Annotated in this window: 14 protein-coding genes and 1 pseudogene; 5 read left to right on the top strand and 10 right to left on the bottom strand. The window is 41.9% G+C overall.

Annotated elements, in window-relative coordinates; all coding sequences use genetic code 11:
* Positions 1–133: 133 nt before the first annotated feature.
* The 8 genes from DTA23_RS25180 to DTA23_RS25140 all read right to left on the bottom strand — a co-directional run bounded on the left by DTA23_RS25180 (position 134) and on the right by DTA23_RS25140 (position 8,095).
* Entirely contained in the window at positions 134–724 is a 591-nt protein-coding gene (locus DTA23_RS25180) for a hypothetical protein (RefSeq protein WP_112376352.1), read from the bottom strand.
* 5 nt (positions 725–729) lie between these two features.
* Complete coding sequence (locus DTA23_RS29945; RefSeq protein ID WP_256604669.1) at positions 730–996, bottom strand: hypothetical protein; 267 nt, start codon at positions 994–996, stop codon at positions 730–732.
* 823 nt (positions 997–1,819) lie between these two features.
* The gene (rpmA, locus tag DTA23_RS25165) at positions 1,820–2,083 is read right to left on the bottom strand and encodes a 50S ribosomal protein L27 (RefSeq protein ID WP_046672918.1); all 264 of its coding nucleotides are present in this window, start codon (positions 2,081–2,083) and stop codon (positions 1,820–1,822) included.
* A 44-nt stretch (positions 2,084–2,127) separates the two neighbouring features.
* The gene (gene rplU / locus DTA23_RS25160) at positions 2,128–2,439 is read right to left on the bottom strand and encodes a 50S ribosomal protein L21 (RefSeq protein WP_028068281.1); all 312 of its coding nucleotides are present in this window, start codon (positions 2,437–2,439) and stop codon (positions 2,128–2,130) included.
* Between the two features lie 160 nt (positions 2,440–2,599).
* A complete protein-coding gene (locus DTA23_RS25155; RefSeq protein WP_112376351.1) occupies positions 2,600–4,642 on the bottom strand; it encodes a M13 family metallopeptidase in 2,043 nt (680 codons plus the stop codon).
* Between the two features lie 30 nt (positions 4,643–4,672).
* Complete coding sequence (locus tag DTA23_RS25150) at positions 4,673–6,181, bottom strand: bifunctional GNAT family N-acetyltransferase/carbon-nitrogen hydrolase family protein (RefSeq protein ID WP_112376350.1); 1,509 nt, start codon at positions 6,179–6,181, stop codon at positions 4,673–4,675.
* 417 nt (positions 6,182–6,598) lie between these two features.
* On the bottom strand, positions 6,599–6,940 hold the full coding sequence (locus tag DTA23_RS25145) for a DUF3467 domain-containing protein (protein WP_046672455.1): 342 nt from the start codon (positions 6,938–6,940) through the stop codon (positions 6,599–6,601).
* A 36-nt stretch (positions 6,941–6,976) separates the two neighbouring features.
* Positions 6,977–8,095, bottom strand: coding sequence for a M42 family metallopeptidase (locus DTA23_RS25140; protein ID WP_070561144.1), 1,119 nt, complete (start codon positions 8,093–8,095; stop codon positions 6,977–6,979).
* Between the two features lie 350 nt (positions 8,096–8,445).
* On the opposite strand from DTA23_RS25140, the gene DTA23_RS29940 reads away from it, so the two are divergent.
* The 5 genes and pseudogenes from DTA23_RS29940 (at position 8,446) to DTA23_RS25120 (ending at position 11,934) form a co-directional block, all read left to right on the top strand.
* Entirely contained in the window at positions 8,446–8,778 is a 333-nt protein-coding gene (locus DTA23_RS29940) for a prolipoprotein diacylglyceryl transferase family protein (protein WP_370445172.1), read from the top strand.
* Positions 8,694–9,175 (top strand): annotated as a pseudogene (locus DTA23_RS30765) (prolipoprotein diacylglyceryl transferase). Before DTA23_RS29940 ends, DTA23_RS30765 begins: the two are co-directional and overlap by 85 nt.
* A gap of 161 nt (positions 9,176–9,336) precedes the next feature.
* Positions 9,337–10,527, top strand: a complete 1,191-nt coding sequence (gene trpB / locus DTA23_RS25130; protein ID WP_218565468.1) for a tryptophan synthase subunit beta — start codon at positions 9,337–9,339, stop codon at positions 10,525–10,527.
* A gap of 94 nt (positions 10,528–10,621) precedes the next feature.
* Complete coding sequence (locus tag DTA23_RS25125) at positions 10,622–11,164, top strand: L,D-transpeptidase family protein (RefSeq protein ID WP_070561146.1); 543 nt, start codon at positions 10,622–10,624, stop codon at positions 11,162–11,164.
* A gap of 203 nt (positions 11,165–11,367) precedes the next feature.
* On the top strand, positions 11,368–11,934 hold the full coding sequence (locus DTA23_RS25120) for an AraC family transcriptional regulator (protein WP_070561147.1): 567 nt from the start codon (positions 11,368–11,370) through the stop codon (positions 11,932–11,934).
* 190 nt (positions 11,935–12,124) lie between these two features.
* On the opposite strand, the gene DTA23_RS25115 is transcribed toward DTA23_RS25120, so the two are convergent.
* On the bottom strand, positions 12,125–14,305 hold the full coding sequence (locus DTA23_RS25115) for a DUF4954 family protein (protein ID WP_112376349.1): 2,181 nt from the start codon (positions 14,303–14,305) through the stop codon (positions 12,125–12,127).
* Positions 14,306–14,313: 8 nt separating this feature from the next.
* Positions 14,314–16,155 (bottom strand): glutamine--fructose-6-phosphate transaminase (isomerizing), encoded by a 1,842-nt coding sequence (gene glmS, locus DTA23_RS25110; RefSeq protein ID WP_112376348.1) that lies wholly within the window; start codon positions 16,153–16,155, stop codon positions 14,314–14,316.
* Between the last annotated feature and the right edge of the window lie 125 nt (positions 16,156–16,280).

The following is a 16,280-nucleotide window of genomic DNA, read 5'->3' as shown; positions in this document are numbered from 1 at the left end:
CTTCCCAAATGAACAGTTCTGTGAAATAATCAACAAACAACTCACAAATCTATCGCATAGCCATATTTAATAAAAAAGCTGCCTCAATAAATTTGAGACAGCTTCTTAATATCTTATCACAGTATGCCCCTGTCTAAAGCAGAATCTTACGACTTACCGCTTTATCGATGGTAATATATCCCGGATAGAATACCGACTGCCCTGCGATATTGATAGAAGGTTTCACTTTTAACGTAAATATTCCCTTTTTATTCTCATCGCTCGACATTAAAAAATCCTGCAGGTCCGAATTCTTCAACAAATCATAGATATTGGTCGCTATACGCACATTGGCTACGGTAGATTCTCCGGGCTCTATTTGTAATGATTGATTGACAATCCCTTCCACAAGCTGCTGTCCACCATAAAGAATGATATACTGAAACTTATTAATGGATGCCTTTTTGAGCGTCGGGTTGTCTATTTTAAGCCTGATAACTGCATTCAATGGAATATCTTTCCGCAAATAGGCCAACGCCAGGCTTGGCGCTGCTCCCAGGTCGATTTGATTATTCTTGATCAGTCGTTGCAATGATGTTCCGGCCAACCGAATACTATCTACCGATTCCACATCGAACTTACATTTCGCCAAATTCTCGATCTGTGCCTTTTGTCGATTCACGCCGCAGCCGGAGATAAACAAACCCAGCAGAACCAAACATCCAAATAAAATTTTCTTGCTCATAATCCCTATTTTCCTCCAAATTTATATAAAACTCCCAGTGTAAACAATGGGTACCCTGCTTTTAAATAGGTATTACTTTTAAAACCAAATACCATACCGTTCGTATATTGCAGCTTCCATCCTTTCCCTAAGCCCATCCTTGTATAAAATACAGGTTCAATAAGCATATTGTCTTCTTTCTCTGCCGGAAGACCATCAATAGCGAAATTCTTCATCCGCATATTGCTCAACCGAATGATGGTACCCGTAATCGATATCGTGCCGGTTGCCAAACAACTTTAGGGCATCCTTTTTCTCCGATGAAAAGTTTACCTGCACAAACACCTTTCAAAATCCATATCCTTCGTTTCCACAATAGCTTGTCCCATCGTCGACGAACGCTTATCAACCACACTGTATTGCCTAGCCCATACCCCCCGTAAACCTCAAACACACGATTATTTTTCCGACCGAAGCGTGTATAATAGCAATCCCCGCTTCGCCCATCTTTTGCGCATAGTCTTTGATATTGGATTTATTATCCACATAGGAACCATTGGCAATGACAGCTACATGATCGGTTACGGCTACCCCAGGTTGGCCGATACATTAGCCTTTGTATTGATATTACCGGAAACATATACCTCCCCAGCTTCTGTAAACATCGGCGCTGAAGGCACATTAGGCATGTAAATCGAACTACAGGAATAAAATGAACAGGCAAATAACCCCGCACACAACCATATCCAAACTTGTTGTATTTCATATGTAAGTATTTATTCAATCGTGCTTGCATCCAATGGTATTCCGGAATGTTTCGCCTATTGTCTTAAAAACACCTATCCTTTATAAAAATTGTACCAAAGCTTTACATTTAACAGAAAATAACAATTTAAATAAAACCAAAACCTTAACGCACTCATTACCAACTCCGATAAATTGGCGGGGCAGCAGCGCTGCGGGCCAACGATATTGCCAACAGTGGCTCTGTGCAACGAAAGTGCAGCAAGTAGCATCCGATTTCGTTCCTATTGCCCAAGGGTAGATCCATGGGAGAACAGACAAACAAAAAAAGGCATCAATTTCTTGATGCCTTTCCAATATTGTTGCAAAACCTTACGCTTGTTCTGTAGGAACTACAGATACATAAGATTTATTGTTAGCTTTTTTACGGAAAACTACTTTACCGTCTACTAAAGCGAACAATGTGTGGTCTTTACCAATACCAACGTTTGTGTCAGGATTGTGTTGTGTACCGCGTTGGCGTACGATGATGTTACCAGCGATTGCTTGTTGACCACCGAAGATTTTGATACCTAAACGCTTGCTATGTGACTCACGGCCGTTCTTAGAACTACCCGCACCTTTTTTGTGTGCCATTTCTTTATCTTAATTTAAGACTATTTGTCTGATTAAAAATTCAATTATAACGTAATACCAGTGATCTGGATTTTAGAAAATTGTTGACGGTGACCGTTTTTCTTTTTGTAGCCTTTACGACGTTTTTTCTTGAAAACGATAACTTTATCGCCTTTTAAATGAGACAAAATTTTAGCCGAAACTTTTGCACCAGCAACGCTAGGTGTACCAATGGTAAATTTACCACCGTCTTCTGCTAACAATACATTGTCAAATTCAATACTAGCGCCTTCATCTCCTTGTAAACGGTGTACAAAAAGGAACTGGTCTTTTGCAACCTTAAATTGCTGTCCTGCTATATTTACTATTGCGTACATTGTTAATTAATTAAATGTGTTATTAAATGAAGGGCAAAAGTAATCAGTTTTTATCATAATTCAAAGACAAATTTACTTTTTCGTTTCCATTTAAACGTTATCAGTTGAACAGCATGACCTTAATCCGTATTAGGACAACGCTGTTCACGCCTGTTTCCGCTTACCAAACCAAAATTCTTTTCTCCGGTGCCACATACATTTTTGCTGTAGGCTGTACATTAAATGCTTTATAGAAAGCCTCCATATTGTATACGGGACCATTTACCCGAAATTGTTCGGGGCTATGTGGATCAACTTTTAAACGTAGCCGCATGCGCTCATCGCTGCTCTTTACGCGCCACACTTGCGCAAAACTCAGGAAGAAACGTTGATCTGGAGTAAAGCCATCAATCTTGTCCTGCCCCTGCCCTTGTTTGGTTAATTTAAAGGCATCATAGGCAATATTTAAACCGCCGATATCCGCCAGGTTTTCACCTAAAGTAAGCTCACCGTTTACATGTTGATTGTCCAACAGTGTAAAACCACCATATAACTTCGCTACCTGATTAGCGCGTTCCGTAAACTGTTTCGCATCCACGGCAGTCCACCAGTCATTCAAGTTGCCGTCTTTATCATATTGGCGCCCCTGATCATCAAAACCATGTGTCATCTCGTGTCCGATAACGGCACCGATAGCGCCATAATTGATTGCATCGTCCGCGTTGGCATCAAAGAAGGGGAACTGCAAGATGCCGGCCGGAAATACAATCTCATTATACGGTGGATTGTAATAGGCATTCACCGTAGGTGTTGTCATCAGCCATTCTGCCTTGTCAACCGGTTTACCAATTTTACCCACCATTTCTTTATAAGCATGCTTTGCAGCAGACTGCAAATTGGCATAGTAGGTATCTTTGGCGACTTCCACATCACTATAATCTTTCCACTTCTCCGGGTAGCCGATTTTTTTGGTGAAGGCTTCCAATTTTTCAATCGCTTTCTTTTTGGTTTCAGGCGTCATCCAGTCCAATTTCTCAATGCGGCTCTTATAGACTTTCTGCAAATTGTCGACCAATTCGAGCATTCGTTTTTTTGCTTCGGGCTTGAAGTATTCATCCACATACAACTTACCCACAATCTCGCCAAGATTCTCGTCCGCCGAACTCACCATCAGCTTCCAACGCTCTTTCTCCTGCTTCTGACCATTTAGGGTTTTCCCGAATAATTCAAACTTGGCCTCCCGGAAACCTTTGCTCAGTGCCGTCGCAGAAGCATTCGCTAAATCTGCTTTTAGTTTTGTCTTCCAGCTATCTAAGGACTGCGACTTCAACAAATTATTTAAAGCAAGGTAAAATTTGGGCTGCTGTACCAAAATCGTGTCGGTCTTCACATCCAAGCGTTGCAGAATATCTTTCCAGTTGAGGTTTGGCGTTTGCTTCTGAAATTCCTGTACCGCAAATTTGTGGTAGTTTTTAATGGGATCCCGCAATTCTACAGGTGTGGCATGCGATTTGGCAATTTCTGTTTCCAGGCGTAGCACTTCCTCAGCCGACTTTTGGGCATTTGCCCCTTCACCGATCAGTCCGAATAACTTGACCAGATACGCGACATAGGCCTCCCGGATCTTCTTCGCTTTCTCATCCTGATCTAAATAATAACTTGCTTCAGGCAGGTTGAGTCCCCCCTGAAAAAATTGCAATACATTCTTAGTGCTGATCCGGTCATCCGCGGCGACATAAAAGGTAAAAAGATCACCATCGCCCTCCTTAAATCCATCTGCAGCATACGCAATCAATTCATCAATACTTTTCAATCCATTGATTTTTTGAATGGCCCCTTCGATCGGTTTCGCACCCAATTTATCGATCGTCACCGTATCCATACCACTCGCATAGAAATCGCCAGCCTTTTGCTGATCTGAACCTTTTTTGTTGTCGGACTTTGCGGCCCCTTCCAAAATAGATTTCAGGTTTGCCAGATTTTCGTCGGCGAGCACATAAAAGGAGCCCCATCCTGTTTCCGATGCCGGGATCTGCGTATTTTTCATCCAGCTTCCATTCGCATATTGGAAGAAATTATCTCCTGGATTCACCGTCGTATCCATACCTGAGACATCAAAAAAATTTGTGCGGACCTCCTGAGCAGTATCGCTTTTCTTATTTGACTGACATGACATCATCATTAAGACCATGGATAGCGTCCCCCATTTGACTTTTTGTATCATATTTTAAGAGATTAAAAGCGTATTTAAATTTTACTTCAAAAGTTTCACTTCGTACAGATCCTTCCGCCTATCCTTCTTCACTTTAACAGTACCATACTCATGTAGGTCGCGCAGCGCATACAGATCAACGTCGGCAATAAGCACCATCTCCGCATTCGGTGTCGCCTCGGCTTTGATGGCATTATTGGGAAAAGCAAAGTCTGAAGGAGTAAAAACGGCGGACTGCGAATATTGTATATCCATATTATTCACACGCGGCAAATTACCCACAGAGCCAGCAATAGCCACATAACATTCATTTTCTATCGCCCTGGCCTGCGCGCAGGTACGCACCCGGATGTACCCGTTTTGGGTATCCGTCATAAAGGGCACAAATAGAATCTGCATGCCCTGATCGGCCAAAATACGGCTCAGTTCAGGAAACTCGACATCGTAACAGATCAACAGCCCTACTTTACCACAATCGGTGTCAAATACTTTCACTTCACTACCACCCACCATACCATAGTATTTAAATTCATTTGGCGTGATATGAATTTTTTTAAACTCATCCAGCTTACCGTTGCGATGACAGAGGTAGGAAACATTGTAGAGTTTTTTGTTTTCCATCAATGGCATGGAACCCGCAATGATATTAACGTTGTAGGATACAGCAAACTGTTGAATGCGGTCGATAATCTCGGAGGTATGCTGCGCAAGCCTTTCCATCGCCACGCGCTCGGGAAGATCGTTATAAGGGCTCATGAGTGGCGTATTGAAAAATTCCGGAAACATGATAAAATCTGTTCCATAATCACTCACGGTATCCACAAAAAACTCGATCTGATCATAAAATGCCTCCAGATTATCAAACAAGCGCATCTGCCATTGCACCAGCCCCAAACGGATCGTCTGCTTGGTGGTCGAAATGGACCGTGTCTCTGACTCATAATAAATATTATTCCATTCCAACAGGGTAGCAAACTCCATCGATTCAGCATCTTCAGGCAGATAATGCTTGAGTATTTTTTTGACATGAAAATCATTTGAAAGCTGAAAGGTCAGCGTCGGATCATAGATCTCCTTGCGTTTGACTTTCTCGATGTAAACCCGCGGACTCATTTTATCCGCATAGTTATGGTAATTGGGAATACGGCCCCCGGCAACAATACATTTGAGGTTCATCTGTTCACACAGCTCCTTACGCGCATCATAGAGACGCCGGCCGAGACGTAACGCCCGATGTGCCGGATGAACAAACACTTCTATCCCGTAAAGGGTGTCTCCATCATCACTATGCTTGGTAAACTTACCGTCATCGATAATCTCATAATAGCTATCGTAAATATTATTCTTTTTTGAATTCAGGATAATGGACAAGGCACAGGCAACGACATGTCCATCAATCTCCACACATAATTGCCCTTCGGGAAATATATCAATCAAATCCTGAATATTTTCCTTTGACCAGGTCTCACCTGCACCATCATAAGCCTGTTCCATCGATCGTTTCAAATCAACATAATCCTTCTTTGTCAAGTTCCGCACTTGAATATCCATATAAATCTCCTTTTTGAATTAGTTACCTAAATTTAGTAAAAGTAAATGCCAAGTCCAAAACTAGCAATAGCTCACAGGCGAATATCAGATGGCACCCAACTTCATATTTTAGACAGTGCTTACTCAGTGATTGTTCAGTGCTCGTTCAGTGCTTGCTCAGTGTAGACTGAATATGCACTGACTTATTACTGTCTAAACATTGATTAAGAAATATTAATAGGCACTACCTGATATGCAGATGTTTCAATTTTAATTAGATCTTGATGATCTTATCCCTTAACAGGTAGTTAGGGCAATCGTCTTTTTCATACATGAACCCAATTGGAGCATCGGAAAGACTTTGCTGAAATCAAGGACATAAAAAAAGCGCCAATGTTCAATTGGCGCTTTTGATATCTCAATGATAGCTGCAATCAACTATGCTTGACCTTGTGGCGTTCCAAAAGGGAATGCAACTGTAGGATCACCACCTTGTTGAGGTTGTTCAGCAACACCTAAGTCCATTTTAATTGGGCCATTTAATGCTTCGAAACGGTTCACGTTATCAACCAATGCACCTAACAAGCGTTTTGCATGCTCTGGAGTCAAAACGATTCTTGATTTCACTTTTGCTTTTGGCACTCCTGGCATCACACGGATAAAGTCAACCACAAATTCAGTATTAGAGTGAGTGATAATCGCAAGATTTGAGTAGGTTCCTTCTGCTACTTCTTCTGTCAACTCGATGCTCAATTCGTTTTGATTTTGGTTATTTTCCATAATAATTCTAATGATAAGTTAATATATTCTTAAATTCTACTTTGTAAATGTTCTAAAATCTTGTCCGTTCTCAATATTCAATAATGTTTCGTAGATCAACCGGATCACGTTATCCACATCTTCCTTGTGCACCATCTCCACTGTTGTGTGCATATAACGGAGTGGTAAAGAAATCAATGCAGACGGTACACCACCATTGCTATAGGCAAATGCGTCCGTATCAGTTCCTGTAAAACGAGAAGAAGCCTGACGCTGGAAAGGAATATTATTCTTCTCAGCAACTTTAACCAACAGTTTATTCAGATTAATCTGAACCGCTGGAGCGTAGGACAATACCGGACCTTTACCTGAAAATAGATCGCCCTGTGTGATCTTATTGATCATCGGAGTTTGCGTATCATGTGTCACATCAGTTACGATGGCGACATTCGGTTTGATACGATCTGCAATCATTTCGGCACCGCGTAAACCAATCTCTTCTTGCACCGAATTTACGATATATAATCCAAATGGCAATTTCTTTTTATTCTCTTTTAGCAAACGAGCAACCTCAGCGATCATAAAACCACCAGCACGATTGTCCATAGCCCGCCCAACATAATAACGGTCGTTAAGGATAGAGAATGTATCTTCGTATGTAATGACACAACCGACATGTATTCCCAAGGCTTCAACCTCTTCTTTGGTACTACAGCCACAGTCCAAAAAGATATTTTTCAGCGAAGGATTTTCTTCTTTCTCTCCCGAACGCGTATGAATTGCCGGCCAGCCGAATACCGCTTTGACAATGCCCTTTTCCGTATGAATATTCACGCGCTTAGACGGCGCAATCTGGTGATCTGAACCACCGTTACGTATTACATAGATCAGTCCGTCTTTGGTAATGTAATTGACAAACCAAGAAATCTCATCCGCATGAGCCTCTATAACGACCTTATACTCCGCTTTTGGATTGATTACCCCTACAGCTGTACCGTAGTTGTCAACGAATGTATCATCAACATAAGGCTTCAAATAATCCAACCACAGGCGCTGTCCTTCCCACTCAAATCCTGTAGGAGAAGCATTATTGATATATTTCTCAAAAAATGAAAGCGAATCTTTCGTCACAACCGCGTCGTGCTTCGGCTCTTTTTTCTTGTTTTTTTCTGCCATCTTTTCCTTTTCTATTTACTTTCGTCAAAATATGAAAATTTCAATGAAATGCAAAAGTAAAAATGTTTTTTGAAATATTGTTTGCGCAATTTATTTTAGGTTATACGCTCCTCTTTAAGTAAAAAGGATCCGCAAAAGACAATATTTTGTTCACGATGAATGAATTAGATCCGCAGCCCAATGATATTCTGCTTAAAAACAAATTGTAGGAATAAAAAATGAGATTAAAGCTTATCTTTACTTCAAAGTAATTTAAAAAGCTATAAAATTTATGAATTCAATATTAAGTGCAATACATTGGAATATTGACCCCGAAATGTTCAACTTTGGCGCTTTTGCCCTTCGCTATTATGCCTTATGCCTGGTTGTTAGCATTTTTTGTTTCATACGTGATCATGTTGCGTATATTCAAAAAGGAAGGCCGCACACAGGAACAGTTGGATCAGCTTTCAATTTATATTTTTCTGGGCACTTTGATCGGAGCACGATTAGGACACTGCCTATTTTACGATTTTGACTATTACAAAGATCATATACTTGAAATCTTCCTGCCATTCAAATGGGATAAAACAGGATTCATATTACCGGCTTCGCAGGATTGGCTTCCCATGGCGGCGCCATCGGAATTATCCTCGCACTCTATTTATTCTGCAGAAAAACAAAAACCGACTTCTTGTGGTTAGCGGACCGATTGGTCGTTGTAGTCCCTATTGCCGGTGCACTTATCCGTATCGGAAATTTCTTCAATTCCGAAATTATTGGCACACCTACAGATCTACCCTGGGCTATCGTGTTCGAACGTGTAGCAATGTACCACGCCACCCTGGGCAGCTTTATGAAGCAATCGCCTATATTTTGATCTTTATTATCATTGGTTCCCTATTCAAATCAAATCCCAATCGCCAAAAAGGTCAATTATTTGGTATATTCATGGTCCTATTATTTGGTGCACGCATGGTCTTGGAACATTTTAAAATTGACCAGGAAGCTTTCGAGCAAAGTATGGCTTTAAACATGGGCCAATTACTGAGTATACCTTTTATTTTGGTGGGCTTCTACTTTATCTTCCGGAAAACCTAAGCTTAAAACAGGCCGCAATATATCCTTGTTTGCAAATACAAGATTTTACAGGCATCTTTTCTAGTAAAGATGCCTTGTTTTTTTTCTATACCTGCAAAGATTACTATATTAGTGCTTCAATAAATAATATATCTTTTTACAACAAGAAACTTAAGCCTAAAATGAGTCTAACACAAGCTGCATCTGTCGAAGCAAATGAGAAGATGCTTCAATACAATGGTCAATATGGAGAATTTGGCGGATCTTACATCCCACCGGTATTGGAAGAGCAATTGAATAAACTGGCTGCTTTTTTCGATAGTCATGTCCAAAAAGAAGAATTCCAGAAAGAGTTTATTGCGATCTTAAAACATTATGTCGGTCGCCCCTCACCTTTATATTACGCGAAGAATTTAAGCGAACACGTAGGTTCCAAAATCTATTTAAAGCGGGAAGATTTAAACCATACAGGTTCCCACAAGATAAACAACTGTATCGGTCAAATTCTTTTGGCTAAACAAATGGGAGCTACAGAGATCATTGACGAAACTGGCGCCGGTCAACATGGTGTTGCAACAGCAACAGCAGCAGCATTGTTAAACATCCCCTGTAAAGTATTTATGGGCGAAATCGATGCTGCGCGGCAGGCCCTGAACGTCAAACGCATGGAATTGTTGGGTGCCGAGGTTGTAACGACCAACTTAGGTAGCCGTACATTGAAGGATGCCGTAGACGCGGCCTTGATGTATTACGTCGAAAATCCCACATCCTATTATCTGCTGGGATCGCATGTTGGCCCACATCCCTATCCAAAAATGGTCGGCTATTTTCAAAGCGTTATCGGTAAAGAAGCACGCCAGCAGATCCTTGATCAGGAAGGGCGCCTTCCCGACAGCATCTTTGCCTGTGTGGGTGGCGGGTCAAATGCGATTGGCTTATTTTCGGGTTTTCTCGATGATCATGCCGTCGAAATTCATGGTGGTGAAGGTGGTGGCACCGGGACTTATCCAAAAACAGCAGCGACACTTTCTTTTGGTAAACCAACTGTATTCCAGGGGACATTTTCATACTGTCTGGTCGATGATGAAGGTAATCCGATCCCCTCAACCTCGGTATCTGCAGGCCTTGATTACCCGGGGATATCGCCGCAACATGCCCAGCTAAAAGATAGCAATCGTGCAAACTATCATCCCGTGACTGACACCGAGGCGATTGATGCCTACAAGTTGCTTTCCCGACTGGAAGGTATTATTCCGGCCATTGAATCGTCTCATGCTGTTGCCCTTGCGGTGAAATTGCTCAAAGACAAAAACCAAGTCGCTATTGTGAACCTTTCGGGACGTGGCGACAAGGATGTTGACCGCGAATTCTAGACGGTAACATCAAAATACATGAGTAGACCGAGTGCCGAGCCCTAGGTTATGCACTCGGTCTAAACATTTTATCCATTAGCTAACGATCGCCAAGATGAAACGACCTAGAAAACGTCGAATAGTTTTAAAAACAGTCATCAGCCTCCTCGTCTTACTTTGCCTGGGCCTGATAGGTTATAATCTTTATCCCGAACCAACGTTGGATCGGCATGCGAAAGTGGACAAACTGATTGTCTATAAATCTAAAAGGACACTATTGGCCTATAGCAAGGGAAAGCTCCTAAAATCATACCGTATTTCACTAGGCGGTCAACCTGTGGGCGACAAAGAATTTGAAGGTGATTTAAAAACACCCGAGGGTCTTTATACGATCAACGATAAAAATCCATATAGCGACTATCACAAAAACCTAGGTGTCTCCTATCCGAATGAACAAGATATCGCCCATGCCAAAAGTTTAGGAAAAGATGCCGGTGGCGACATCAAGATCCACGGACTCCGAAACGGACTAGGCTTTATTGGTAAACTGCAACGCCACATGGACTGGACTTTCGGTTGTATGGCACTTACAAACTCGGAGATTGACGAGCTTTTTGACGCTGTTCCAATAGGCACAACTATTGAAATAAAGCCCTAGCGGAAATAAAGCCTTGACTGAAATAAACGCTTAGCATCCGTTCCTTGACACTCATCTGTAGGCGATCTAACCCTTCCGTCCTATTTTTTCCCACAGCCTATTTTCAAAATACTACAAGATAAACCCTAAATATTACAACCCCATGTCTAATAAATTAGCGATTTTTGAGTTTACATGAGTAACTTGTATTTAAAATAATTCTTATGAAACTTGCAATAAAGAATATGGTATGCAATAGGTGCATAATGGTTGTTGAAAATGAACTGGCGAAGCTCAATCTCCATGTTAAGCATATTTCTTTGGGCCAGGTGGAAATTGAAGAAGAACTGACCAAAGCGGAGAGCAAGCAACTTGCTGAAAATTTTTCGGAACTTGGGTTTGAACTTATTGACGATAAAAGAACCGTCATCATCGAACAGGTAAAACATGTGGTGTTGGATCTCATCCGTAATCAACATAACGACACCAGCCTTAATCTTTCCGAAATCATCAGCAAGAAAGTGCACCATGATTACAACTACATCTCCAATCTATTTTCGGATGTTGAAGGGATCACCATCGAAAAATACTTCATCGGCCAGAAAATTGAATATGTCAAAGAGCTATTGGTTTACGATGAACTGACATTAAGTGAGATTGCCTATAAACTCAATTACTCCAGTGTTGCCTATTTAAGTAATCAATTCAAAAAAGTAACCGGATTGACGCCAAGCCACTTTAAACAGATCAAAGACAATAAACGTAAGCCGCTCGATAAAATCAACGAGTAAAGGCGTGGAACGACAAAAGCAAGCTTCATAGCAGCCTCGGCCGCCAGGATTAGAAAACAGACAAAAAACAGAAGCAACTGGTCAAAGAAAAGAAGCAGCAGGCCAAAGAAGAGCAGGTCAAAAAAGCAACTGGTCAACAAAAAGAACAGCAGGTCAAAAAAGAAAAGGCTTCCGAGCGGAAGCCTTTCTTTTAAAATTGCCCTTTCAAATTAGCAACCCTTATCTTGAATATCTCTAATTCTTTTTGTTGTTGATTGATAAAAGAATTGTCCTCCAGTTTTCCGACCACAATATCACGTTCTTCATCATTGGCATAGACCATGTTTTTGAACTGATTTTTGTAGTCTTTGGCCCGGGATTTATAAATCTGTTCACCAATCCAGATCCGGTGCCCAAGCGCCTGATCCAACAAAGATACAATTTTATCTGTTGATAAAACCATACCTTCCAAATTTAAGACTTCGATTAAAGACAAGAGTGCATGTTCACGTTTATCTAGGGGGTAATCTTTACTTTTATCATGATAGAATTCATGAATATCATCCCACGAATCTATCTTTTTTGATTTGATATCATCTAAGAAAGTGTGCAGGGCATTGCTTTCGATCAGCTGTCCACCGATATTCTCCCAGTTCGTACGCGATCGGCCCGTTAAGGAGGCCATAATACCCTGCAGTGACATACCTTCCTCGAGGGCATCCATCAGGTGCAGTACACCATAATACTTAATAAACGAACGATATAAGTGATAAGCCTCGCCAACCTTCTGAATAACAGTCGGTCTGCGTGAATTTTCGGCCCCTTGCAACACGATGGTCTTATCTTTTAGGTCCATGTTGTTGGCAAGCAGTGCCCGACCGGCAACAATACGTTCGCGCTCATCCTTCCCTGCTGCAGTGTGAAGGCTGTCTGCAACGGCCAAGGCCAGCATATCCATCCCTTCAAACATTTCATTCACCGTATCCGGTGCCAACATATCGTATTCAAAATATTGATTTTTGAAATGTCGATTGTCCCGCGCCGCATACTTATTCGCATTTCGTACCAATGCGTACATATTGTACATAAACCAATACCCCGGAATCAGGACCAGTTGATCATGTTGTACGTCATTGCTTACTAAGGTGAAAGGTAGCTTAATATCCAGTTCATGCAGAAAATCCCCTTTTACAATCAGGCAATACGATGCAAATCTGGAGTTGTGTTTTAGACTGACACAGAGTCCGGGCCAAAAACCACGTCCCGCGATAATTTCACCATCCGCAGCTCTGGAGTTGTGATTCGATCCTACAGTTGCTCCAGCAGCCATATTGCTTTGGCCCATCACCAATGCCGCACATAAAAACGAGTTGTTATGGTGCTGTTCATGGGCTGGAAAAATCAGGGAATTTAATACTTCACAACAGGAAATTGTCGAGTTGTCACCCAAATAAGAGTTGATCAAGCGCGCACCATATTTCAATTGCGAATAGGAAGCCAAGATAAAACGTACGGCTTTAACGCCATAAAATATACGACAGCCATAGCCAATAATTCCATTAACAAGCTCACAGCCTTCACCGATCTGCGTATACGATTCCTGCGAGGAATTGACGGTTACATTTTTCAGCTTGCTGACCCCTTTGATATAAACATCAGTCCCGATCTTGACATTCTTGATCGTTAACGTATTTTTGATGACACAACGGTCGCCAATTTGGCTGTAATAGCCGCGTTGACTTCCAAATTTTTGATCCGTCAGTTCTCCAAATCGCTGCTGTAAAGCATGATCATGCCGATTGCGGGTCCAAAGGTATACATCTGCAGCCTGCATGCCATCAAATGGGTAAACCGAGCGGGCACCATTTTCGTTGCAGAGCTCCAGCTCGATCCGTTTCTCCGACTCTTCACCGTCACGGAGGATGCCATTACCAAACTTGGCTGTACTACCGGTCTCCATTTCCTTGATCTGGCTCAACAGCACTTCATTGCCAACAATAAAGTAGGACAAGTAGCCCACATAATGAACAGCAACATCGTCACCAAAGTCCGAGCTGATGATCGTCGAATGGTACAGGCCAATGGGCAGCTGCAAATTGCGGTAATCCAGGTAACTCGGACTCAAATTGCCGATACGGACCAGACCATAGAACTTACAGTGCTGCACCTGATTCGGATCGAAGACTGCCGATACTTTGACCTTGGTCCAGTCGCTTGACCAGTTACCGTTATGAATCAACTGTTGAATCTCCGTTTCCGTCAGATCGCGGTAGTCATTACGCGGGTTTTGCTGAAAGCGCAGGGTATATTCATCTTGTCCTGCTGGAATAAATTCATCTGGGATAAATCCATAGCCCAGCTGTTCCAAAGGTTTTTTCTTCAATACACTCATAGGCCTCCTTACTCTACAGTTACCGACTTCGCCAGGTTACGTGGTTTGTCCACATCCAATCCGAGTTCTACACCAATATAATACGATAGCAGTTGCAATGGTACAACCGAAATCAATGGCGCAATAATCTCATCTGCCTCCGGAATTTCCATAAAATCATCCGATAGATTTTCAGAAACGGTATCGCCCTTGGTAACCACCGATATGATCTTTCCCTTACGTGCTTTGATCTCCTGAATATTTGAAACAATCTTCTCGTGATAAGCATCTTTTGTAGCGATAAAAACAACAGGCAAGTTCTCATCAACCAATGCGATCGGTCCATGTTTCATCTCTGCTGCAGGGTAACCTTCGGCATGGATATAGGAAATTTCCTTGAGTTTAAGCGCACCTTCCAGGGCAACCGGGAAATTATATCCCCTACCCAAGAAAAGAAAGTCGCGGGCATCTTTGTACTTTTTGGCAATGGTTTTAATTTTATCAACCTGCGTATCCAAAATCCACTCCACCTTTTCAGGCACTTCATTTAATTCCTTTGCGAGTTTTTGATAACGCTCTTCACTGATGGAGCCTCTTAAAGAAGCAATCTTTAAGGCAATCAGGTTCAATACAGTCAACTGTGCTGTAAATGCTTTCGTACTTGCTACGCCGATTTCTGGTCCAGCATGGGTATAGGCACCTGCATCCGAAAGTCGGGCGATAGAAGATCCAACAACATTGACCACACCCAATATAATAGCACCCTGTTTTTTTGCATTTTCCAACGCAACTAATGTATCAGCCGTTTCACCACTTTGGGAAATCGCCAGGATCACATCTCCCGGATGAATAACCGGATTACGGTAGCGGAATTCCGACGCATATTCAACTTCTACATTTATGCGGCACAATTCCTCAATAACATATTCTGCAATAAGCCCGGCATGCCAGCTGGTACCGCAGGCAACAATTACAATGCGATTGGTGTTGCTGATCTCACTGGCAAATTTTTCAATGCCGCTCAGTGTAATCTGATGGGATTGCAGATCCAAACGTCCACGCATCGAGTCAAAGATCGTTTGCGGTTGCTCAAAGATCTCTTTCAACATAAAGTGATCAAAGCCCCCTTTTTCAATAGCTGACAGTTCCAGATCCAATTTTTGGACATAAGGTGTGATGCGCTCATTACCCAGATTTTTAAGGATCAGCTCCTCTGGTGTGATAATGGCCAGTTCATAGTCATTGATGTAAACAACTTCTTTGGTATACGCTAACATCGGGGAAGCATCTGAACCCAAAAAATGCTCATTTTTACCGATACCAATTACCAAAGGACTTCCCTTACGTGCTGCAATAATACGATCCGGATGACCTGCTTCCAATACGAGGATTACATAGGCCCCGACGACCCGTTTCAAAGCAATACGGATCGCTTCTTCTAACGAGCATTCATTCTGCGATTGGATTTCTTCGATAAAGTTGACCAGAACCTCTGTATCAGTATCACTTTTAAACGTATAACCTTTATTTATTAATTCTGATTTTAAGGAAGCATAGTTTTCAATGATGCCATTATGAATCATCGCGATGCGTCCGCTATTGGAATAATGCGGATGTGCATTCCGATCAGAAGGTTCACCATGGGTAGCCCAACGGGTGTGGCCTATCCCTGTGGTCGACTGTAGATCTTTTCCGTACACAAACTCTTCCAAGTTTGCGACTTTACCTGTTTTTTTGTAAACATCGATCTGCTCACCTTTATGCAATGCCACTCCAGCACTGTCATAACCACGGTATTCTAACTTTTGTAATCCGTCAATGACGATACCATACGCCTGACGATAACCTGTGTATCCTACAATTCCACACATGTATGTCTCAATTTTAAGTGTATATTTTGTTAATGCGCCGCAATGTAATAAAAAATATTTACGCAATCGATTGATTAACCTAAAATTAACACAAAAAAGGCGGCTAATGTTTTATTAGCCGCCTT

The sequence above is a fragment of the Sphingobacterium multivorum genome (assembly GCF_900457465.1).
Lineage (GTDB): Bacteria > Bacteroidota > Bacteroidia > Sphingobacteriales > Sphingobacteriaceae > Sphingobacterium > Sphingobacterium multivorum.
Note: the sequence above shows the minus strand (reverse complement) of the source record. Positions and strands in the feature narration are given on the sequence as shown.